The 19,839-nt window shown below is 42.1% G+C and carries 25 protein-coding genes and 1 pseudogene; 18 read left to right on the forward strand and 8 right to left on the reverse strand.

The features are described 5' to 3' along the window. Positions 1–51 precede the first annotated feature (51 nt). The 3 genes from U719_RS07095 to U719_RS07105 all read left to right on the forward strand — a co-directional run bounded on the left by U719_RS07095 (position 52) and on the right by U719_RS07105 (position 2,079). Positions 52–753 (forward strand): hypothetical protein, encoded by a 702-nt coding sequence (locus tag U719_RS07095; RefSeq protein ID WP_023468067.1) that lies wholly within the window; start codon positions 52–54, stop codon positions 751–753. Positions 754–776: 23 nt separating this feature from the next. Then, positions 777–1,472, forward strand: coding sequence for an Imm26 family immunity protein (locus tag U719_RS07100; protein WP_023468068.1), 696 nt, complete (start codon positions 777–779; stop codon positions 1,470–1,472). A 67-nt stretch (positions 1,473–1,539) separates the two neighbouring features. Continuing rightward, positions 1,540–2,079, forward strand: coding sequence for a suppressor of fused domain protein (locus tag U719_RS07105; protein ID WP_023468069.1), 540 nt, complete (start codon positions 1,540–1,542; stop codon positions 2,077–2,079). Between the two features lie 649 nt (positions 2,080–2,728). Here U719_RS07105 and U719_RS07115 read toward each other — a convergent pair. Further along, entirely contained in the window at positions 2,729–3,298 is a 570-nt protein-coding gene (locus U719_RS07115; protein WP_023468071.1) for a TetR/AcrR family transcriptional regulator, read from the reverse strand. A 979-nt stretch (positions 3,299–4,277) separates the two neighbouring features. Beyond that, positions 4,278–4,829: a hypothetical protein gene (locus tag U719_RS07120; RefSeq protein WP_023468072.1), complete on the reverse strand. Its 552-nt coding sequence runs from the start codon at positions 4,827–4,829 to the stop codon at positions 4,278–4,280. A gap of 76 nt (positions 4,830–4,905) precedes the next feature. On the opposite strand from U719_RS07120, the gene U719_RS07125 reads away from it, so the two are divergent. From U719_RS07125 to sstT, 6 genes are all read left to right on the forward strand, one after another. Next, positions 4,906–5,238 carry a hypothetical protein gene (locus tag U719_RS07125; protein WP_023468073.1) on the forward strand — a complete coding sequence of 111 codons (333 nt, stop codon included), beginning with the start codon at positions 4,906–4,908 and terminating at the stop codon, positions 5,236–5,238. Between the two features lie 250 nt (positions 5,239–5,488). Further along, complete coding sequence (locus U719_RS07130; protein ID WP_023468074.1) at positions 5,489–5,746, forward strand: hypothetical protein; 258 nt, start codon at positions 5,489–5,491, stop codon at positions 5,744–5,746. A 43-nt stretch (positions 5,747–5,789) separates the two neighbouring features. Then, the gene (locus U719_RS07135; protein ID WP_023468075.1) at positions 5,790–6,434 is read left to right on the forward strand and encodes a hypothetical protein; all 645 of its coding nucleotides are present in this window, start codon (positions 5,790–5,792) and stop codon (positions 6,432–6,434) included. Beyond that, the gene (locus tag U719_RS07140; protein ID WP_023468076.1) at positions 6,406–7,077 is read left to right on the forward strand and encodes a hypothetical protein; all 672 of its coding nucleotides are present in this window, start codon (positions 6,406–6,408) and stop codon (positions 7,075–7,077) included. The genes U719_RS07135 and U719_RS07140 overlap by 29 nt, the downstream gene beginning before the upstream one ends. A 102-nt stretch (positions 7,078–7,179) precedes the next feature. Further along, positions 7,180–7,488, forward strand: a complete 309-nt coding sequence (locus U719_RS07145) for a hypothetical protein (RefSeq protein WP_023468077.1) — start codon at positions 7,180–7,182, stop codon at positions 7,486–7,488. 327 nt (positions 7,489–7,815) lie between these two features. Beyond that, positions 7,816–9,087, forward strand: a complete 1,272-nt coding sequence (sstT, locus tag U719_RS07150) for a serine/threonine transporter SstT (protein WP_023468078.1) — start codon at positions 7,816–7,818, stop codon at positions 9,085–9,087. Positions 9,088–9,163: 76 nt separating this feature from the next. Here the strand turns inward: sstT and U719_RS07155 are convergent, their stop codons facing one another. The 4 genes from U719_RS07155 to U719_RS07170 all read right to left on the reverse strand — a co-directional run bounded on the left by U719_RS07155 (position 9,164) and on the right by U719_RS07170 (position 11,361). Further along, positions 9,164–9,550 (reverse strand): hypothetical protein, encoded by a 387-nt coding sequence (locus tag U719_RS07155; protein ID WP_023468079.1) that lies wholly within the window; start codon positions 9,548–9,550, stop codon positions 9,164–9,166. Positions 9,551–9,577: 27 nt separating this feature from the next. Next, positions 9,578–9,907 (reverse strand): hypothetical protein, encoded by a 330-nt coding sequence (locus U719_RS16745; RefSeq protein WP_158408691.1) that lies wholly within the window; start codon positions 9,905–9,907, stop codon positions 9,578–9,580. A 236-nt stretch (positions 9,908–10,143) separates the two neighbouring features. Continuing rightward, on the reverse strand, positions 10,144–10,920 hold the full coding sequence (locus U719_RS07165; RefSeq protein WP_023468081.1) for a phosphatidylserine decarboxylase: 777 nt from the start codon (positions 10,918–10,920) through the stop codon (positions 10,144–10,146). 129 nt (positions 10,921–11,049) lie between these two features. Continuing rightward, positions 11,050–11,361: a DUF2834 domain-containing protein gene (locus U719_RS07170; RefSeq protein ID WP_041255079.1), complete on the reverse strand. Its 312-nt coding sequence runs from the start codon at positions 11,359–11,361 to the stop codon at positions 11,050–11,052. Positions 11,362–11,478: 117 nt separating this feature from the next. Here U719_RS07170 and U719_RS07175 point away from each other — a divergent pair, with 117 nt between their 5' ends. Continuing rightward, a complete protein-coding gene (locus U719_RS07175) occupies positions 11,479–12,039 on the forward strand; it encodes a TetR/AcrR family transcriptional regulator (protein WP_023468082.1) in 561 nt (186 codons plus the stop codon). A gap of 24 nt (positions 12,040–12,063) precedes the next feature. Here U719_RS07175 and U719_RS07180 read toward each other — a convergent pair whose 3' ends face one another. Then, the gene (locus U719_RS07180) at positions 12,064–12,642 is read right to left on the reverse strand and encodes a LysE family transporter (RefSeq protein WP_023468083.1); all 579 of its coding nucleotides are present in this window, start codon (positions 12,640–12,642) and stop codon (positions 12,064–12,066) included. Between the two features lie 130 nt (positions 12,643–12,772). Here U719_RS07180 and U719_RS07185 point away from each other — a divergent pair, with 130 nt between their 5' ends. Next, positions 12,773–13,654 (forward strand): LysR family transcriptional regulator, encoded by an 882-nt coding sequence (locus tag U719_RS07185; protein WP_023468084.1) that lies wholly within the window; start codon positions 12,773–12,775, stop codon positions 13,652–13,654. On the opposite strand, the gene U719_RS07190 is transcribed toward U719_RS07185, so the two are convergent. Next, on the reverse strand, positions 13,646–13,897 hold the full coding sequence (locus U719_RS07190) for a hypothetical protein (RefSeq protein WP_023468085.1): 252 nt from the start codon (positions 13,895–13,897) through the stop codon (positions 13,646–13,648). The two genes, U719_RS07185 and U719_RS07190, sit on opposite strands and share 9 nt — an antisense overlap. A 76-nt stretch (positions 13,898–13,973) precedes the next feature. Between U719_RS07190 and U719_RS07195 the strand changes: the two are divergent. From U719_RS07195 to U719_RS07225, 7 genes and pseudogenes are all read left to right on the forward strand, one after another. Next, positions 13,974–15,248, forward strand: a pseudogene (locus tag U719_RS07195) (alkaline ceramidase). Between the two features lie 303 nt (positions 15,249–15,551). After that, the gene (locus U719_RS07200) at positions 15,552–15,800 is read left to right on the forward strand and encodes a hypothetical protein (RefSeq protein WP_023468086.1); all 249 of its coding nucleotides are present in this window, start codon (positions 15,552–15,554) and stop codon (positions 15,798–15,800) included. A gap of 79 nt (positions 15,801–15,879) precedes the next feature. Next, complete coding sequence (locus tag U719_RS07205; protein WP_023468087.1) at positions 15,880–16,359, forward strand: DUF4825 domain-containing protein; 480 nt, start codon at positions 15,880–15,882, stop codon at positions 16,357–16,359. A gap of 142 nt (positions 16,360–16,501) precedes the next feature. Next, complete coding sequence (locus tag U719_RS07210; protein WP_023468088.1) at positions 16,502–16,849, forward strand: PadR family transcriptional regulator; 348 nt, start codon at positions 16,502–16,504, stop codon at positions 16,847–16,849. A gap of 112 nt (positions 16,850–16,961) precedes the next feature. Further along, positions 16,962–17,558: a hypothetical protein gene (locus U719_RS07215; protein ID WP_144080698.1), complete on the forward strand. Its 597-nt coding sequence runs from the start codon at positions 16,962–16,964 to the stop codon at positions 17,556–17,558. A 10-nt stretch (positions 17,559–17,568) separates the two neighbouring features. After that, the gene (locus tag U719_RS07220) at positions 17,569–18,354 is read left to right on the forward strand and encodes a hypothetical protein (RefSeq protein WP_023468090.1); all 786 of its coding nucleotides are present in this window, start codon (positions 17,569–17,571) and stop codon (positions 18,352–18,354) included. Continuing rightward, positions 18,351–19,832 carry a hypothetical protein gene (locus U719_RS07225; protein WP_023468091.1) on the forward strand — a complete coding sequence of 494 codons (1,482 nt, stop codon included), beginning with the start codon at positions 18,351–18,353 and terminating at the stop codon, positions 19,830–19,832. The genes U719_RS07220 and U719_RS07225 overlap by 4 nt, the downstream gene beginning before the upstream one ends. Positions 19,833–19,839 lie beyond the last annotated feature (7 nt).

The following is a 19,839-nucleotide window of genomic DNA, read 5'->3' on the forward strand; positions in this document are numbered from 1 at the left end:
TGCTAATCAAGTAACAATCTTTAGCGTAATGGATCAGGAGGATAAAAAACAATGGAATCGACCGAACAATTAGAACAGCATGTAAATCAATTAAGAAATACACTTTATGAATTCGAAAAGAAGATGGAACGCAAATTTTCGATTGAGGAATGGCGGTACCTTCTGGAGAACGGATTAAATAGTCTTTTGAGCACACGTGAAGACACACAGCAAATGATTTCAAAGCTCTCCATTCGAACGAAAAAAAGGCCTATTCGTTGGAAGCTAACATCTGGAGTTGTCTATGCCATTCCGTTACCTCGACTTGGAGGATACGGATATGCAGAGATGAGAATTTCGCAAGATGAGAATCATGAGACTGGAAAGATAGAGTCTATGGATTACATCCAATACTATAATCTTAGAACAGAAAGAATTCTTTCGCTCCAGGAGTTAGACCAAAAGAATCCTGAGACTTGTATCATCATAGATACGGGGTATTACGGGATTACAGAAGGAGAATGGATCGTACTTGGAAAACGGCATCGAGAAAAAGAAACGTTTGAGACGCCATTACTATTTGGTAGTGTACCTAGTTTAAATTCTGATGGGGAAAACTACTATGTTACTCGAGGTATCAATGGAGAAAGAATGTTTGTGGAAGAAGAAAAGGCACGAGAGGTGATAAATCCTTCTGCAACCTGTGGTGATTTATCTGCTGTATACAAATATGAAGAACGATTAAAAATAATGAATGATTTTAAGAATTCATAATAAGTTAACGGGGATACAAAACATTGAAAAATAAAGAGCAATTAGAACTGTATGTAAATCAATTGAGAAGTACACTTCAAGAATTCGAAAAGAGAGTGGATCACGAATTTTTGATTGAGGAATGGCGATACCTGCTGGAGCATGCATTGGATAGCCTTTTGAGTACACGAGAAGATGAGGAAAAAGATATTTCGACCCTTTCCATTCGAACCAAAAAAAAGCCTGTACGTTGGAACCTATCATCAGGAATTGTCTATGCGATTCCGTTACCCCGACTAGAAGGATACGGATATGCAGAAATAGGAGTCTCTAAAGATAAAAACTTTGAGAGTGGAGAAATAAATTCTATGAAATACGTTCAATACTACAACCTTAGAACAGAAACGATTCTTTCCCTTTACGAGTTAGATCAAAAAAAGCCTGAGACTTGTATCATCATGGATACAGGACAACAGGGAATAAGAGAAGAGGAATGGAAAACGATCGGAAAAAGGCATCGGGAAGAAACTTTTGAGACGCCATTACTATTTGGTAGTGTACCTAGCTTAGATTCTGATGAAGAATACTACTACATTACTCGAGGTATTTATGGAGAAAGAGTGTATGTGGAAGAGGAAAAGGCACGAGCGGTAATCAATCCCTCAGGAACGTGGGGTGATCGAGCAGCTGTATACGAATTCGAAGATCGATTAAAAGAAATCAATGACAATTTGAAATGACTATTTATGTTGGGATCACAGATTGGTTTAGAAGTATTAAAACGATACTCAAACGGAGGTTGATTTAATGAATTATCTTGATCATTTAGAACAGCATTGCGGAGAATTCACGGAAGCATTTCCAATCGAGGAACTTGAACAAAAGAACGTCCAAATCTTGAAATTCAAAGATGCACCATTTAAGGAAACCTATACGATTGCATCCCTTGGATTACTTTTTCATCCACTCCAAACGGAAGATGATTCACTGATGCATCAAGAAATAATGATGTCAGCGGAACAACCAGACGTTCAGGACGAGATCATTTATTTACTCTGGCAATTGGCTGAGTACGCTATGAGAACAGGACATGCATTTGATGCAGCAGAGTATTATCCACTCCCTGAAGGAATATTTGAAAAGTATCAGTTCTCTTCTGTTTATGTCACAAGTCCTGTGTACTTTGATGAATCCTTCTTCCTATTTGAAACAGATTCTAATGTTGGGAATGAGCCAGATACCGTATTGCCAGTCTGGTTCGTACCGATTTTTAATCTGAGGAGAAATATATTGAAAAACACGGAGCGTATCAATTTGAAGATCTTTTGTTTGAGACAGATGAGTTAGTAGATTTTAACCGTAAATCTTTAATCTAACAATAGTAAATATGCAAAAAACACCTCCGATATTAGTACTTTTAAAAGTGTACCACTCAGGAGATGTTTTATAAATTCCTATAAATTTTGTTTACTTCACTTTCAAATAAATGAGCTTCCCTTACTTTAGATATTGGCAATGTTAAAGTCTGATATTAAAATTGATTGCCTTCAAAATATAGTGGTTATGATAGGCTCGAATATTCTTATCTGAAGGATTCAAGGATTAGTAATGTATTTAGTATTTAATAAAACGTATCTATAGATTATCGTATGCTGGTAAAGAGTGAGTGTTTCTTTGAGAAAAATACTAAGTTGAAACTTCTTCAACAGTTGAAGAAGTTAATTTAATTGATGAAATGCGAAAATTTCCAAACGTCACTTTGAGAGCTCCATCATTATTTCTCAGGTTTTGTTTTATAGAACAGATAAATACTAATTCCTATCATAATAATTGAAACGAGTACGACCATCGTATTATTAAGACCAAATATCTCTAATGTATTTCTGTTATCTGAAGTATTTGACAACAGTCCTCTTACTAAATGTTGCACTGGCAATACCAATAATATCATTGCTAAAATTCGTAAAAATGATCTCATATCTATTCCTCCAAATAATTATAATTTTGTTGCTGATTCAAAAATAGTTTTAACTTCTCTAATTGCCTCATCTACATTGTCGATTTCATTTTTTGCGATTGAAACACTAACAGAATCTATGACATTCCTTACACATTTTGCCATGAATTCAGGAGGGAAATTTCTATATACTTTTTCAACTTCTTGACCATATTTGAATATTTCAATTAGAGGTTGATATATGCTTGTATCGTCTCCTTGAAAAAGGAGTTCCCCGTCTTTATTACGACAGTTTAAAACAATATCTACTATAGTTATTGTTTGTTTCTTGTTTTCGTATGAAAAATATAGGCAGGATTCAATATAACTAGATAAAGTGTCCATAGCACCTTTATCTATCCGAAGGTGTTGTTCCATATATTTAGCAGCATTCTCATAATAATCCATTACAACAGATTGTAATAAAAGTTCTTTTGATGGAAAGTGGTATGAAATAACTCCTTTGCTTACATTAATTCTATTTGCTATTTTTCCTATTGAGAAATTTAAAAATCCTAATTCATTAATTAACTCAATCGTAGCCTCAATAATAAGTTTTTTCTTTTCCATTTTTTGTTCCTTTCATTTATTAGTACGATCGTCCTTGTAAGTAATTATAGTACGACCGTACTAATGAGTCAATTTGAAAAACTAAAAAAATACAAGAAATTAAGTTAAATCGAAAAAAGACTAGTTTCACTTAATTAATAGATCAAAAAATCTTTCTGACAGCTAAAAGAAACTTGATTTATCCTTTCATTCATATTGAATAATTAGAAGAAGTGAAAATTTCTTCCGTGAGAGAAAAAGTAGGAATGCCCATAGCACAAGGCGATTAGATTCTACTTGATCCGGAATCGGAAGCAATCATTGAGACTGAGGCTCCATATGACCTTTATTTTGTCTGCTTGTAAAAAAATTGAGTGGCATTGAGAAAACATAAAACATTTTGATGAACAGATAGATGAAATTTGAAGTAAAGAAAGACAACAAAAATAAAGATGTATACGTTTCAATATTGAAACGTATACATCTTTATTTTTTAATGACAAATGCTATGGAGTGCATGAATAATCTGTGAACAGATTACCAATTGCTATATACAAAGTGATTAATAAACAATTGAATTCACATTTGTATTCAGATGCGACACTTAATTCTTATTTATATACTATGACTATGTGTCTCAACGTGATGACCATCATCATTTTATTCTCCATCCCGAGAGTAATACTCAGGACTTACTTAAACGAAATGTTTTCAACGTCAAGATTTCGTTTGAGAGATGGACCTCCTGACAAAATCGATCTTCTTAACACAGGAATCGAAAGGACCGTTCATAGCCGTTACCATGATGCTGTCCTCGCTGAGAATAGCGTCATTTAACGAACTCTCGACTGTCTTATAGATCAATTTTTCTATATCCTCGAACTTGAAATGATGTTCCTCAAATAACTATTTGAAATTTCATTAACAACTACTTATGTTGTAAAACAGGACGTTATCAAAATATCGATTTAGTTTTTCTTAGGCGTAGCTTTACGTTGTTTTATTTTGTTGCCTCTGCTTCATACTTTTCTAAAAATTCATCAACAGAGACCTTTTCATTTACTTCACTCGTTGATTTACTCGAGGAAATGGTGTGGGACGGTCCTTTTAAATCATCTGGACTTGATTGGATTTCGAGCACCAATGTATCACCTAAACCCGTTTCAAGCCCACTTCCGAAGTTAAAAGTTCGTGTTACATAAGCTTCAGCATAATTTCGTTGATTTTCAGAGTACACTTTTACGTTAGAAATCTTATAACTAAATGAATGTAGCTGTTGTTTATCCACTTTTGTACTAGATAGAAAAATTAATACAGCCTCGTCGCGAGAAGATAATCTCGATTGATTGGTGTGTGCCAACGGCGTATTGTTTAAAAAATCCGCTTTTTGTTGTTCCAGGACTTTCGTGAAAAAAGTGAAGGCTTGCTCCTTTGAAATCGTGCTTTCATATTTTTCCTGTGAAATATTAGAAGTCGCTATTGCGTTACTGATCAAAAAACCAGAAGATAGAAGTACACCTAAAGAGAGTGATAATAAAATAGTTTTCTTCAATATCAAAACCTCTTTCTGTTGTATGGATAATGTTACTATATAACAAAAAAAGCCAATAAAGGAAAGGTTGAAAAAGATGGGTAAATCGAATTCTAAGAAAAAGAACAGAAAGAAAATAGTCCTGATCTGTTTCGGAACGCTAGCCATCATCGTACTACTCATGCCGATCCTATCACCGGTTCTGTTTACGGATGCTTCGCCGAGAGGTGCTCTAAGACACGAACTTTATAAAGAAGGCTATTTCTATCAAAGTTACTTTGCAATCATTACGGAACAAGATCCACAAGCGGAGCGTTACCATATGTTTTGGTACCATTGGAAAAGTGAAACAGGCGGAACTCCTTTTGTCTGTTATTCGAAGAAGGTGAGTGAAGAAAAGTATGCGGTCTCTTGTGGTACAGGTCCATGACCCTATTTTTCGGAGAAAAATCTTAAATAAGAAAAGTAGATACATCATGCGAAATAGGAGTGCGGACTGGTGCGATGGAAGCGTACATAGTGCTGCACTCCTTTTGTAAAAAAGAAGATATAAAAGAAAAAATCATACATAGAAAATTTTTCAATGAAACTTATTAAAGGAAAATATCGTAATTAATAGTTGTATAATAACTTCATGAAATAAACATATTCAAAGAATACATATGTCGGAGGAGACGTCGATGGTGGTACCGTTTCTTGGTCTTGGTGTCGGGATATTCTTGTTGACGTTAGGCATCTATTTTATCCGCTCAAAGCATGCGAAAAAGACACCGCTAGCGGGACACGGGGATAGCGTCGACACGGTGGATTCATTCGTACTCAGTATCATTTTGTCAATTGGCGTCATCTTATTTTGTTCGTTGACCGTCAGACATTATGGTTATGTCTGTGTCTTAGGTGGACTGTTCATACTATACGTGGTCAGCGCGGCATGGTGAGACCTATAGGAATGTAGAAAGTAAGATAAAGGGAGCACAAATCATGATTCAATTAGTAAAACAAATCGACGATCGTGTGCATCACATCGTCTTTCACCAAGAGGGGCGCACTTTATTCTGCCGGGAAGGTGTTGCCCGAAAAGAGCAGGCAATCGATAGCGGGGATACGATGGAAAGGAATGAAGAGTCCGCAACGAAGCGGATTGTTTTCAAAAATCCGTTCCTCGCGTATCGTCAGAAAAAAACGTGGGTCCGTGAAAAGTTAGACGATGGATACATCCGGTCACCTTTTGCTCTGTCTGAAGCGATGGATTTTCGAGCCGACCGACGCATCATAAAGTTGCGTATTTTAAGCGCTTTATTGATCTTGTTCAGTGGATTACTGACGCTGACTGGTATCTTGCCGATTCCAGGATACATAACACTCGTCGTTCTGATGATTTTCTGGCCGATGCATCTCGAAGGAAAATCTGCACGTACTCGCATGTATCGCTGGTCAGGAGCACTTTTCATGTTCGCCTTAGCGGGCTCATCGAAAAACTATTTATCACCAATCAATCTATCGATTAACGGAGCGATCTGTCTCATCTCAGGATTCATTCTCCTGTTGTATGCGTCAGAACAATTACAGGAACTTGCGACGAAAGGAATCACATATCATGACGAATCAACAAACGAAGGTGATTGAACTCAAACGCGACAATGGTCAAACGACTGACTATTGGGTCAGTTACCGAATGGGGCGCACGCTGTATCACGTATCCGTGCAAGAACAAGCGGATGGTCAGACGGATGAAGGGGAGGTCGTCAAAGAACGTTTTCCGTTTTATTTCGGGATGAAGACACGAATGCTTGAGTTAGCGGAAGCGAAAGAAGCCCTTGGTTTTCGACCATTGACCGAAGCGGAGAAAGCAGCGCCCGTCATCGAGGAAGAGGAAGCGCAGCTCGATCCTGCTTTCTTTAAGCCCGCTATTCGATACGCTTGGTTGATGCTTGGTCTCGGCATTCTTCTCTTCCTCCTTCCTTCGCCGATCCTGAACGGACTCGCGTTCGGACTTGGCTTATACATTTGGTATGAGACGTTCGGACAGCCAGGAATACCGCGCAACTATCAAAGGTATTTTCACGGGATGCTTGCGGGATTGACAATCTTACAGGTGCTATCGGCGGAGCGATTTACACAACCATATTATGCGACAATTTGTGTGCTATCTGCGATCGTATTGGTGTTGCTCGTCGTTCAGCACCGTTTGAAAGAAACCGATCAAATCGGTCAGGAGGAAAGTATTCGGGTTAGGAAAATGAAAGACTATTCTGATTTGGATCTTTAAAAACTTATTTGCTTAACTTTCATAAGGCTAGAAGAGTTTGTATTGCTGTAAAATATAGGTATCAATCGCATTCAATCAGCCTATTGAAAAGGAGAGTAAATCATGGATGTACAATGGAACGATAAGACTATCCTTGAACTCATACTCGTCGTCTGGATGATCGGTGCCATCATCATCATCGTGAGCCAGGCGCGGAGTAAGAAAAGTTTGAAAGCTAGTCTGATTAGTGGAACAATCATCAATCTTCTTTATACGACGGGCATTTCATTACTGTGGTTTTACACGATTGCTGTCGATGGGATTAGTCAGGTGTTAGTCGTCTATTTCTTCGTCGGCATCTTTACAATCCTTGAGTTTCTATTCGTGATCGTTTTGTTGATCGTCAAACGCAAAAAAACAACGATCTCTTGAAAAGTAAAGAAAGGATAATTAACACTTAAAAAAAAGATTTAGTTTACATAATGAAGTAGAAGGAGGCATGTCTCTTCTTCTACTTTTTTTGTAATTATGCAATCGATTGCATTCGTATGCTAATTCAACATCCAGTAAAAGGAATTATATTTCTTGCAAAAAACTAGTTTTTATTTCACACGATTTATGCAAGAATAGAACACAACAAACTGCGAGAATTTTTAGAAAAGTGAATGACTAGACTATTCATCCTTTTGAGTAGAAGAGAGAAGTCATCGTTTTTCGAATTCTAAATAACTTATTTTTTGTAAGCCTGGAGGGGAACGTATGAAAGTGTTGAAGATGTGGAACCAAATCAGTTTAGTGAAACAAATCGCGATTGGCTTGATCGTGGGTATTATTTTAGCCGTCACGATTCCTGAAGCGGCGAAATCCTTGACCATTTTTGGGACTTTATTTATTTCTTCCCTGAAGGCAGTCGCGCCGATTTTAGTCTTTTTCTTAGTTATGGCATCAATCGTGCAGCATAAAAAAGGACAGCAGACGAATATGAAATCGATCATTTTCTTGTATCTGCTTGGGACGTTCCTAGCGGGAGCCATTGCGGTCATCGTTAGTTTCCTTTTCCCAGTGAACATTCGATTAACAGAAGGTGCGGAACAATTGGCTGCTCCGGGGAACACGGTTGAAGTTCTTCAGAAACTCGTCTTAAATATGGTTGATAATCCAGTCAATGCGCTCATCCAAGCGAACTACATTGGCATTCTGACTTGGGCGATCGTGTTAGGAATCGCTTTAAAAAATGCGTCCGATACGACGAAGACATTCATCTCGAATTTCTCTGACGCCATTGCGAAAATGGTCGGATGGGTCATCAAATTGGCTCCTCTTGGTATCATGGGAATCGTCATTGGCTCTGTTACGGAAAACGGTCTTTCTTCATTGCTCGATTACGGGAATTTATTATTGGTATTGATTGGCACGATGCTTGTCGTAGCACTCATTGTTAATCCTCTCATCGTGTTCATCAACGTTCGTCAGAATCCATACCCACTCGTCTTCAAATGTATCCGGGAGAGTGGAATTACCGCTTTCTTCACACGAAGCTCAGCTGCAAACATTCCGGTCAACATGGAATTATGTAAGAAACTTGACCTCGATAAAGAGACGTACGGGATCTCGATTCCGCTCGGTGCCACAATCAATATGGCGGGAGCGGCCATCACGATTTCCGTCTTAACGTTAGCAGCGGTTCATACGCTTGGTATCCCAGTCGACCTTCCGACAGCCATCATCTTGAGTGTTCTCGCTGCTGTTTGTGCATGTGGCGCATCCGGTGTCGCTGGCGGTTCGCTCCTCTTGATTCCGCTCGCATGTAGCTTATTCGGGATTCCGAATGACATCGCGATGCAAGTCGTAGCAGCGGGTGTTCTAGTCAGTGTGTTACAAGATTCGTTTGAGACAGCACTCAACTCGTCAACAGATGTCTTATTCACGGCGACAGCAGAATATCGAAAACGACTTAAAGAGGGAGAAACGCTCTCGATCAATCGTCAGTCGATGAATGAAGATGTATCTGAAAAAGTCGTCAACGGCTGATTAGCTTCTCTATTATCAGCATGATCTAAATAAGAAAAGGCATCCTTAGCTGAGGATGCCTTTTCTTATAGACAAATTAACCTTCTCCTAAAGCAACGTACTTTTTAAATTTCCCATTGAAACTCACTAGCAAAATGTCTTCTCTTTCTTTAGTAGAGTATAGGACGGTACCCTTATAGAGTTTCGTAGCAGTCCCATTATCAAAAGCGTCTTTATCCGAACTTTTTCTTTTAATTTCTCCAACTTTTTCATTCTGAGTGACTTTGGTTTTTTCTGCCCATGCTACGTCTGATTTGTAGATCGTATCATTGAATTGAAAAATGTCTGCTTTAGCATCTTCGCTCAATACTTCGGATGCCGTCGGTTTTTCACTAGTACTTTGCATTATCTCTTCATTATTACAACCAACTAATATCCATACCGTCATAATCGAGAAAGCGAATGATAAAACGACTTTTTTCATGATATAACCTCTTTCCCGTTTTGTAAGTTATTCCATGCCGATACACGTTAACGTCAACTGCTCTTCACGGTTGCCATCCCATTTGATTCGGACATGGTACGTGTCAGTATCTTTAAAGATTTGTAAGGCGGCACTCGTCTCAAAGGTGGCGCCATCTCTTTCGGTTCCAATGAAGCTTTGGAAATGGCTAGAGTGTTTAGCATATCGACCATCTGACAACTGACTACCGACAAACCAGGTCACAGGTTTCTGTTGGTGCTCCACTCGTTTTAGATCCTGTCCGATATATGTTAGGGCGTAGCCTTCGCTTACCCGGTAAGATAAAGGACGTTCTTTGACTTGCCGTACATGAATCACGGCGTTCCAGGATTCGCCTTTTGCCTGAAAGATGAGGTGTTCGGGTTCAGATATCGCTGAAGCGCGGTGTATACCATAGAGCGTGAAAAACGTGAGGAAAAGTAAGCATGCAAGCAGTAAGGTTCGCCTGAATAAGCGTTTGGACATGAAGGTCACCTCTGAACAGCAGTTTCCTTTAGTCTAGCAAATTCAAATGTTTTTCTTAGTCAGAAATCTTAAAAAAAGGGAATCCATTTTTACGGGATCCAGCGTCCGATCTGCTCCCCCATCTTGACGCTACGTTCGATGTCTGGGGCGAGTTCGACCGTGTCCGGTGGCAAGACGAGGATGACAGTCGAACCGAACGAGAAGTAAACGAACTCTGCACCACGCTCCAGCAGTCGTCCTTGATGTGTCTGAACGATCGTATTGACGTTCAGCGCACCGACCATGACGTGCTCGATCGTGCGGTGATCGACTTGCAGACGGGTGACGCGGCGATAATTACGTGTCAGCGGACGTTTGCTGAATCGTAGCCCCATGTCATTGACGGGTGCCGATTCTCGCCCCAGTGTATAACTCGTCGTGATTTCGCCCGTGACTGGCGAATGAACACGGTGATAGTCGGTCGGACTCAAATAGAAAATCAAGGCGACACCGTTCGCGTAATCCTCGGCGCGTTCACTCGAGCCGATCAGCTCTGCAATCGTATAGTCCTGTCCTTTAATTGTAAACCGACTATCTTGCGTTAATGCTGGGACAATGGAAAGGACAGCGTCACTCGGACTGACGAAGGCATCCGGCGCGGTTGCGATTGGTCGCATACCGGGACGTAACTCGCGTACGAAACAATCGTGCAGCGAGGTGAACGAATCGACGGACTTCAGCGCTTGATCCGTCTGAATGTGATAGGTGCGAATGAAAGGTCGGATGAGTGGTTTACTAAAGCGACTCATTGCAAACCGTTTTAGTGTGTTCGCGACAACTGGTCGAGCATTTAAGTGGACGATCGTATCAAAGATGGCTTTCTTCATGAGGTAAAAACTCCTTTAAATTGTAATCTACCTCTTAGGATACGATCGAATTCTGTTGATAGACGGAGTCGCTTTCTTAAGTTTACCTTAAGAAAAACACGTACCGAAGATGCGGCACGTGTCAGAACGTCATGATTTTCGAGTCAACAAATAAAGTAGGGGTCCGAACGCACCAATCGCGAGGGTGATGATTGCCCAAAGCGGAAAGCTTCGTCCGGTACGACGTGTATCATGGCGGAGCCAAACGATGATGAAGAGGGCGCAGAGAATCAGGTCGACGAAAATCTGGAGCGTCGCCGTGTTTTGTGTCGCTTCCGTAAAGATTCCAAGTACACCAAAGTCAATGATCGAAAAGGCAGTTAAAACAGCGAAAGCGATCGTAATGACGAGCAATAAAGGTTTCGGGATGCTGTCTACAAATGAAGCTTGAGATTCTTTCATGAAGGATCCTCCTTGAAATGTAGTGATTACTACAAATTAATGTAGCATGTACTACATTCATGCGTCAATCTACTTAGATGTTGTATGATGAAAAAGGAGAAGGGAGAATCAATCATAATGGATAAGTTTGAACAGAAGCGACAGGATTATACGCATCAGATTGCAAAAGCGACGTTAGCATCAAGCATCAAGGAAATGAGTTTGAAGAAGATGGCGACCGCTGCCGGGACGAGTGACCGGATGCTGATGCATTATTTCAAGGATAAACAAGACATCGAGACCGCGGTGTTGACCTCGATCAGCCAAGAACTGATCGATTTACTGCAGCAACCAGATTTAAAACTCGAGTTCACGGCATTCGTCCGTTTTCTGCGACAAGCAATCGATGAGCCACGAATCAAGCCATATTTGAATCTTTGGTTCGAGATCACCCATCTCGCAACGAGTCAGGGGGAACCGTATACGTCGATCACGCGGACAATCGGGGAATCGTTCGACGATTGGATTAAACAGATCTATGTACCAACAGAGGGGGAAAATGTCGAACAGCAAACAGCGTTGCTCTTTGTCTTTACTGAGGGGCTCGTCGTCTTGAATAAAATTGGCTTACAAGAGCGGATGGACGCGGCAGTGGAAGCAATGATTGCATTAAAAAAGGACAACATGCCTCGCAACTGAGGTGTGTTGTCCTTTTTCTGCATTTCACTGAAAAATCGTCACAGCTGAATAAAGGAGTAAACCACACATAATGACGCGAAACGCGACATCGTATCTTTGAAATAACGAACGAAACAGGGAGCCGCTTCCTGCCCAAAGCAATAAGGCGATCCAACCGAGAATGATGGCATACGACGTGTATTGAACGATTTCTACAGTAGACGTGCTATGCGGCAGAATGAACGTCGATAAAGCAGTTAAGAAAAAGAGGATACTCTTGACGTTGATGAGTTGGAACAACAGACCGGATAAAAATGTCGCTGGCACGGTATCGATCTGACTTGCTGTCTGTTTCGGGAAACCAATCTTATAGGCAAGGTAGACGAGGTATGCGGCACCGAGCCATTGAAGAATCGGTTCAATCATAGGCAACGTCGCTTGTAATACTGTCGTCCCTAACGCGCTGACCAACCCGAGCATCATGAACCCCAGTAAGATACCGGTATTAAATCGCCAAGCACCACGAAAACCGAAGTGACTCGATTCATGCATGACTAACAGATTACTTGGTCCTGGTGTGATGGACGTAATGATGACATAAGATAAAAAAGCAACAACATTCATGAGAAAACTCCTTTTTCATTCTATCGATTACTTGAATTCTAGTGTAAGATGACAAGAACGATAAATAAAATTGAAATAAAAAATCATTCCATCATTTTTTTCGATGGAATAATGAAAGGAGAGTATCAGAATGGAAATTCGCCATTTGATCAGCTTCTTGAAGATCATTGAGACAGGGAGTTATACAGCAGCTGCGAGTGACCTCGGCTATACGCAATCGACGATCACGTCCCATATGCAACTGCTCGAGCAAGAAGTAGGCGGTGCTTTGTTTTTCTATGCCAATCGTACGCTTCAGCTTACACCGCTAGGTCAGGAAATCATCCCGCTTGCTGAAGATTTACTAGCGACACACGAGAAAATCAAGTCGATTCAACAACAGGATCCCTTTGAAGGCGTCTTGAAAGTCGCAGCGCCAGAGTCACTGACGATCTCTCGTCTTGGTTCCGTCTTGCAAACGTTCATGACAGCATATCCGAATGTCAACATCATCTTATCGAATGGGACATGTAAGGAAAATCAAGACGAACTCTTACATGGACGGGTCGATGTCGCCTTGATGCTGTATCCGATGTTTTCCGCCGAACGTTGTTCGCATGATGTTTTGACAGAAGAGAAGATCGTCATCCTTGGTCATCCGACGATGCCGGATCATTTTGACGCGATTCGATCTTCCGCGGACGCATACGTCTATCTGACGAATGAAGACGGGTGCAGTTACCGAACGATGTTTGAGGCGTGCGTCAAAAACCAAGACATCTCGTTTCAGACGCAAGAATTGTGGAGTATCGGGGCAATCAAGAAGATGGTGATGAACGGTCTGGGTTTTGCTGTGTTACCGCATGTGACGGTAGCAGATGAAGTGGAAGCAGGTGCGATAAAAATCATTCAACATGATGAGACGTTCGAACCGATGTATGCCCATCTGCTTACGAAACAGTCGAAGTGGGGTTCACCCGTAACACGCGCGTTTCAGGAAATCGTCCTGGACCAATTCACGAAGTCAAAGTGAATCGAGTATCTCGACCCAGACTTGATAATATACTTCTTCATCGAGGTGAACCGTTGCCGACCGTACGCGATAGTCTGGGTTTTCCGCTAAATAAAAAGCAAGAATCGTCGCGACTTTAAAGTCAGGGGTGCAATATCCGGTGATTGGACGACCATGAATCTCATTCGTGATCGAGTCTGCCCAAACTTCGGCTTCACGAAATGTCTCGAACTGAATCATCTCTTCCTTCCAACGAATCGCCATCTTCATATCCTCCTCTACTGTAGTTAATGTTAGTATATGGAAGAAATAGTGTGTTACTCAAGGGGGAACGTTAGACATGAGTCGTTTTGGAATACATCAGGAAGTAATCAATCCGCCGCTCGGTGCCGCCTTCATCGGTTATCACCGAGAAGAAGGTGTCGCGAGCATACACGATTCGCTATATGTCACAGCGAGCATCTTTGAAAGTGAGCAGACGACATCGGTTTTCGTCAGCATCGATAACATCGGTTTGCTCGTCGCAGATACCGATACCATCCGTGAAGGAATCGCCGACCGGCTAGACGTCTCGAAGGAACAGATCATGGTCGTCTATACGCATACACATTCAGGTCCAGCGACAGCGGGAACTGAACCGTTGACCGTCGCCTATAAAACGATCTTGACGCAACAAGCGATCGTATCTGCCGTCAAAGCAAGCGAAGCGATGCAGTCGGTCGAGATGGGTTGGGGTGTGACGCAGGGGAAACTCGGCGTCAACCGTCGGGAGAAAAGGAATGGTCATGCGGTGATGGGAACGGATCCGCTTGGGGTGACGGATGACCGAATCGGGACGCTGTTGGTTCGACGTGCCGATAATGCGTGTCTCGTCGGAGCCTTCGTTTTCTGTACAGCGCATCCGAACGTCTTGAAATCAGACAGTGTTGTTTTATCCGGTGATTATCCGGGTGTCACTCGAACGATCCTCGAACAGGCACTCGGCTGTCCAGTCGTGATCGTCTAAGGGGCGACGGGGAATATCAATGCGAAATATCGCGGGGATCTAGAAAGCCTACAGAAGATGGCGCTTGCTTTAAGTGGACACGTCTTAACGACGATCCCAGACATGTCGTATCAACCGTTAACGCATCACCGGATTCAGTCGGTGATCTATCCGATGAGCTTAACAGAAATACCGACGATAAACCAATTACAAGACATGGCAACTTACGCTGAACAGACTTGGGGCGTCAGCGCAGCACGCTGGTTAACGTACGTTCAAGAGCAATCGGGAACAACACTCACCATCCCGGTCGAAGTTCAATTGTTTGAACTAAATGAGGGTTCGTTCTCAGGCATCCCGATGGAGCCGTTCTGTGAGACAGCGCTACAGATAAAGCGGATGCGTCAAACGGAACTCGCCTTTTTCGGAGGCTATACGAACGGTTACATCGGTTATTTGCCGACAGCGGAAGAACATCCGTATGGTGGGTACGAGGTGGCAATCAATCCCGTCGTCTACGGTCCAGTAACGGGGCTTTGGATGCCACCTGTACCGGAAACGGCAAACGACATCGTGCATCGCATCCGACAACTCTATGAAACGAACAACAACCCGGCTTCTCTCGTCTGAGAGACCGGGTTGTCGTAGTTACGATTTGATTTTTCTGATGAACCGGCGTATCGCAAAAACAAATCCGCATGTCAGCAGGGCGAATAAAAGAAGCGTAACTAGTAGGTAGGCAGATAGATTTAACATCAAAGACCTCCGTAAATAGGTATAGCTGGATTTTCGAACTTTCGAATAATAATAGAGTAACATAGTAATTAACATTATATAGGGAAATGACTTGTGGTTTTATATATTTTTTAAATGATTTACTTTTTATATGAATGAATAGTTGCTTTATTCCATTTTGAAAAAGAGAGGGATATCATGATTATCAAAAGATTTATTTTTAGTGCCATCATTACTTATTTATTCCTCAGTTTGCTTTTATCCTTCAGCATCGGATATACGATTGATTGGATTCCGGAAGCAACTTTGGCTCAAAAGATAAAAGGGTACGCTTTTGAAGGGTTCACTCGGTTTAATTTTATTAAAGTTTTGATTGCTGTAGGTGTAGGTACTTTGTACAGCCTACTCTACTTAAAACTAAGATCACCGAGTTCTTCAAAGCGTTGATTTCCTTTATTTCGAAACTTTTCTTTGTTTGGTTCGTTTATTAGGATGAGAACGAGTCAACGTATTGGGGGAAATAAACATGGAAAAGACAGTTGGTGCAATCGCCTTAGCGAGCGGCATGCTAATACTCAGTGGTTGCGGAACAGCCGCAACACAAACCGATGTATTTAAGCAACAAGGTACATATCTAGGAGATAACAGCAAAGTACGAGACATCGTCCAACAGCTACCGCATGGGGATCAGTTGAAGAAAATGGAACTGTCGACGAAGGATAAACCGTATCAACTCACGTTACGTTATGCTGGATATGAAGAAGGACAGGTCGAACAAAAAAGCAATCGTACGGCAATCTACAATGCAACAGCACTGTTCACATTGATTCCGAATGTCGACCACGTCAACATGACGATCGAGGATGCTTCGTATCACTTTACGAAACAACAACTGCGCGATTGGTATGGAAAAGACTTTACGTCTTACGATAATGAGAAAGCACTTAAGGCGTTCACGAAGCCTTTTATTGAAGATTCGAAGAAAGTAAACGACTTATTGAATTGAACCGACCAAGCACGCTCTTGAAAAGGAGCGTGCTTTTTGTCGATTCATTCCCATAAGTTGTAAAAAGTACTTTGCATTACAGAGTAATTCGGTTTATCGTTAAGTTACGGATAAAACCAAATATAGGAAGAGGTTGAACGGGATGGAAATTGACAAAGAACTGTTAAAGGGGCACGTCGACACGATCATCTTGTCGTTGCTGAACGAACAAGACCGATACGGGTACGAAATCGCGAAGACGATCCGGCAAACGTCAGACGATCAGTTCGAACTGAAAGAGGCGACACTCTATTTGTCACTCAAACGACTTGAGAAAAAAGGATTCGTCACATCCTATTGGAGTGACGAAGCAGCGGGCGGCGGGCGACGTAAATATTATACGCTGACGACTGAAGGAAAAATCCTTCTTGCGAAAAAACGACGCGAATGGCGTTTTCTGAAGCAACTACTCCCGAAGTTTCTTGAAGAGGGAGACGGTGCGCTTGAATAAACTCAATCATTTCGTCTGTGACTTGTATCAAGATGCGGATGTGACGGATCCGGAAATCATTGACGTCATGTAAGAGACGCGAAGTCATCTCGAACAATCGGTGCGAGACTTGATGATTCAAGGTTATTCGGAAGAAGAAGCGACGAAGCTTGCCATGTATCGCTATGGTAGCAAGGAACATGTCGATCAGCTCTTGACGTGGGTCTATCGAAAAGAGCGGACGTTCGCTTCGTGGTTGCTCCGCATCGGAATCAGCATCGCCGCTGCGACGATATTGTTCTTTATCGGCACGATGATATTGAGCCAGCATCAGTCGCTCACCTATGCGGATGCCTTTTATGGCAATGAACGCTCAATCGAAGCGTATGAACGTAGTTTAGAAGATCATCTGTTGCTGGTATCGATTTCCGGACAAGACGCGGCGTCATCACGTGATTTCACCATTCATAAATCGATATGGTTACCGGAGTTGTTCATTTCACACGGCATGTATCTGATTGACGAACAGCACCTGACGACGACAGAAAGCTTTGACGTCACGAAATTCGGTGCCGTGCTCGCGCTGATCGGCATGACGATCTATCTCGTGACATCGGTCATTTGGAGCATCATCAAGCTCCATCATGCAGGACGATTGCATCTATTAAGTATCGTCTCAGTCGTATTCTTTAACGTCCTGGGTTATTGGTTTTGGGCATTACGAAAATAGGAGGGGTCATATGTTGCAGCAAATCAAGCTCATTTGGTCGCAAGCATTCACGGTGAAACGATGCGTGTTATATCTTCTGATCATTCTCGGGTTACCGGTGCTTCAATTCAGTTTCATTTATGAAGGCTATCAGTTCTTCTTACCGATCGAAGTGTTCGAGGAGACGCTATCAGGAACGATCCCGATGCTGTTTCCGGTACTAGCGGTCTTAATTTTCTTGCCAATCTTCATCGCTGAATACAAGGATAACTATCTTACATATGTCCGAACGCGTGCGAGTCTAAAGGATTATCTTCTTGCGGTCGGTTTCGTCAATGCGATGCTGACAGGAATCGTATTCTTTTTAATGACAATCGTGACGTTCGTTCTCATTCATTATGTCGAACCAATCATCGGTCTCGTTGACTATTGGTCTCTCAGCGAAAAGACGTATGAGACCTCAAATGCATTTTCGTTCTTGGCGGACATTCATCCGTTACTCTATGCCGTCCTCTATGCTGCTTGGATTGGACTCAACGGAGCCGCGTATGCGACGCTGGCTTATCTGTTGATTTTGGCGCTCGAACAAGTCTATCTCGCAATTTCGTTACCATTCGTCGCTTATCATATCTTCAATTTTGTCGCGGGTATCATGCAAGCACCACAGTTCTCCCCTGTCAGTACGGTCTTTCCGTTCAATATCACGGAACAACCGCTTTGGACGGTGTTCGTGCCGTTTGCTATTTTGGTTGTCGTTAACATTACGCTCTATCTGACGATGATTCGACCGAAACCGGAGTGGATCTTCCAATCATGAAGAGGACACGAAACATTTCGATTGTACTGAATAGTCTATTCATCCTCGTGATCAGCTACGTCGCATGGTATAGACGACAAGTAGTTCTGTCCGAGGCACAAGAATTCGGCAAAGACGTCAACGCGTGGGACATCACATTTGCGATTCAAAATAATATGTACCTAATACTCTTTTTCCTGATGCCATTACTGCTGTTCCTCTCGTTTCGAACGATTGAACAGCAGTATGAACCGACGATTTTGATTCGGGTTGGCTCATTTCGGAACTGGGTGTACTACTCGACAAAACGGTATGTACGCGCTGTCCTGACACTGTTCGGATTCGTCTTGTTGCTGAGTCTTCTTAGTGCCGTTGATCAACCGTTTACGTTGCAGTGGAGTCCATACAGTCAACTTGCAACGAGTGGTAACAACAGTCATCATCTCATTGCGACTTTCCATTCACCCCTGTCAGTGATTTTATTACAACCGATTCTGTGGTTGCTTGTGAGCATTGTCCTACATGGATTGATGTGTCTTATGTTTCTGTTGCACGAAAAGCGTAATGGCTTGTTGCTTCAGGCGGCAGGGGTAGTGATTTGGTGTATCTTTAGTTTTAAATCATCGTTTGGAGTAGGGGAGTTCTTTTCACCCGCCACGTATTTCTCTGTTGGGTCTATATCCTTCAGAATGCAACCCTGGGTGGCACTCGTTGGTCTCAGTCTTGCGATCGCGCTGATCTATCTACTAACACAATGGATTCAATCGCTCCGTCAACTATTGACTTCGCGAAAGGAATTATTACCGTATCTCGTCTATGCGATGCTTGCTAGTCTGTACATCTTCCTCAGTAGTAGTCGAGCGTCAACTGAGCTGCAAACGATTGGTGATCTGTTCGTCGTCGTGTTTTACGGTGTCAGTGCGGAGGACAGTTCGTTTCTGCAACTCGTGTCACATCTGATACTTTTCTTCGGACTCGCTTACTTAAGTCAATTGCGTCTGCAGGAACAAATGACGGCAATCGGACCATACACGTGGATGCGTTACCAACGACTCGAAAAATGGGCACTCCATGTCTTCGTAAAAGAAGGGCGTTTTTATCTACTTGCTCTCTCACTTCTGATCCTCGGAACGATGGTAATCGGAATGCTGCAAGGCGTATCGCTATCGCTTTCGACTAGCCTTTTATCGATTTCACCGATGCAATTATTGCTGCAACTGTTTGGCATCTCGATGCTACAATTAATGCTTTATTCTCTTTTCAGCTTCATCTTGCTGTGGCAATTCCCAGATGGATACGCGATGCTCGGTTTGTTCGGCGTCTTATCGGTTTTCTTACTGCCCAACTTCAATCGGTATGGCATCTTTCCTTCCGGATTGAATGGATTCGCCCAGTTGCAGTCGTTTAGTCTGATGCATCTCATGATCGTTTTGTTAATTTATGTTGGGCTTTCACTTGTCTGGTTATATGTTCTGTTTCAAAAAAGCATACGAATATAAGGAGGAC

Origin of the sequence: Exiguobacterium sp. MH3 (genome assembly GCF_000496635.1) — a bacterium.
GTDB lineage: Bacteria > Bacillota > Bacilli > Exiguobacteriales > Exiguobacteriaceae > Exiguobacterium_A > Exiguobacterium_A indicum.

Excerpts from the sequence above, each read along its gene's own strand:
- U719_RS07095 (WP_023468067.1), top strand. The coding sequence starts at position 52 with ATGGAATCGACCGAACAATTAGAACAGCATGTAAATCAATTAAGAAAT.
- U719_RS07105 (WP_023468069.1), top strand. The coding sequence starts at position 1,540 with ATGAATTATCTTGATCATTTAGAACAGCATTGCGGAGAATTCACGGAA.
- U719_RS07115 (WP_023468071.1), bottom strand. The coding sequence starts at position 3,298 with ATGGAAAAGAAAAAACTTATTATTGAGGCTACGATTGAGTTAATTAAT.
- U719_RS07125 (WP_023468073.1), top strand. The coding sequence starts at position 4,906 with ATGGGTAAATCGAATTCTAAGAAAAAGAACAGAAAGAAAATAGTCCTG.
- U719_RS07130 (WP_023468074.1), top strand. The coding sequence starts at position 5,489 with ATGGTGGTACCGTTTCTTGGTCTTGGTGTCGGGATATTCTTGTTGACG.
- U719_RS07135 (WP_023468075.1), top strand. The coding sequence starts at position 5,790 with ATGATTCAATTAGTAAAACAAATCGACGATCGTGTGCATCACATCGTC.
- U719_RS07140 (WP_023468076.1), top strand. The coding sequence starts at position 6,406 with ATGACGAATCAACAAACGAAGGTGATTGAACTCAAACGCGACAATGGT.
- U719_RS07145 (WP_023468077.1), top strand. The coding sequence starts at position 7,180 with ATGGATGTACAATGGAACGATAAGACTATCCTTGAACTCATACTCGTC.
- sstT (WP_023468078.1), top strand. The coding sequence starts at position 7,816 with ATGAAAGTGTTGAAGATGTGGAACCAAATCAGTTTAGTGAAACAAATC.
- U719_RS07155 (WP_023468079.1), bottom strand. The coding sequence starts at position 9,550 with ATGAAAAAAGTCGTTTTATCATTCGCTTTCTCGATTATGACGGTATGG.
- U719_RS07165 (WP_023468081.1), bottom strand. The coding sequence starts at position 10,920 with ATGAAGAAAGCCATCTTTGATACGATCGTCCACTTAAATGCTCGACCA.
- U719_RS07170 (WP_041255079.1), bottom strand. The coding sequence starts at position 11,361 with ATGAAAGAATCTCAAGCTTCATTTGTAGACAGCATCCCGAAACCTTTA.
- U719_RS07175 (WP_023468082.1), top strand. The coding sequence starts at position 11,479 with ATGGATAAGTTTGAACAGAAGCGACAGGATTATACGCATCAGATTGCA.
- U719_RS07180 (WP_023468083.1), bottom strand. The coding sequence starts at position 12,642 with ATGAATGTTGTTGCTTTTTTATCTTATGTCATCATTACGTCCATCACA.
- U719_RS07185 (WP_023468084.1), top strand. The coding sequence starts at position 12,773 with ATGGAAATTCGCCATTTGATCAGCTTCTTGAAGATCATTGAGACAGGG.
- U719_RS07190 (WP_023468085.1), bottom strand. The coding sequence starts at position 13,897 with ATGGCGATTCGTTGGAAGGAAGAGATGATTCAGTTCGAGACATTTCGT.
- U719_RS07200 (WP_023468086.1), top strand. The coding sequence starts at position 15,552 with ATGATTATCAAAAGATTTATTTTTAGTGCCATCATTACTTATTTATTC.
- U719_RS07205 (WP_023468087.1), top strand. The coding sequence starts at position 15,880 with ATGGAAAAGACAGTTGGTGCAATCGCCTTAGCGAGCGGCATGCTAATA.
- U719_RS07210 (WP_023468088.1), top strand. The coding sequence starts at position 16,502 with ATGGAAATTGACAAAGAACTGTTAAAGGGGCACGTCGACACGATCATC.
- U719_RS07215 (WP_144080698.1), top strand. The coding sequence starts at position 16,962 with ATGATTCAAGGTTATTCGGAAGAAGAAGCGACGAAGCTTGCCATGTAT.
- U719_RS07220 (WP_023468090.1), top strand. The coding sequence starts at position 17,569 with ATGTTGCAGCAAATCAAGCTCATTTGGTCGCAAGCATTCACGGTGAAA.
- U719_RS07225 (WP_023468091.1), top strand. The coding sequence starts at position 18,351 with ATGAAGAGGACACGAAACATTTCGATTGTACTGAATAGTCTATTCATC.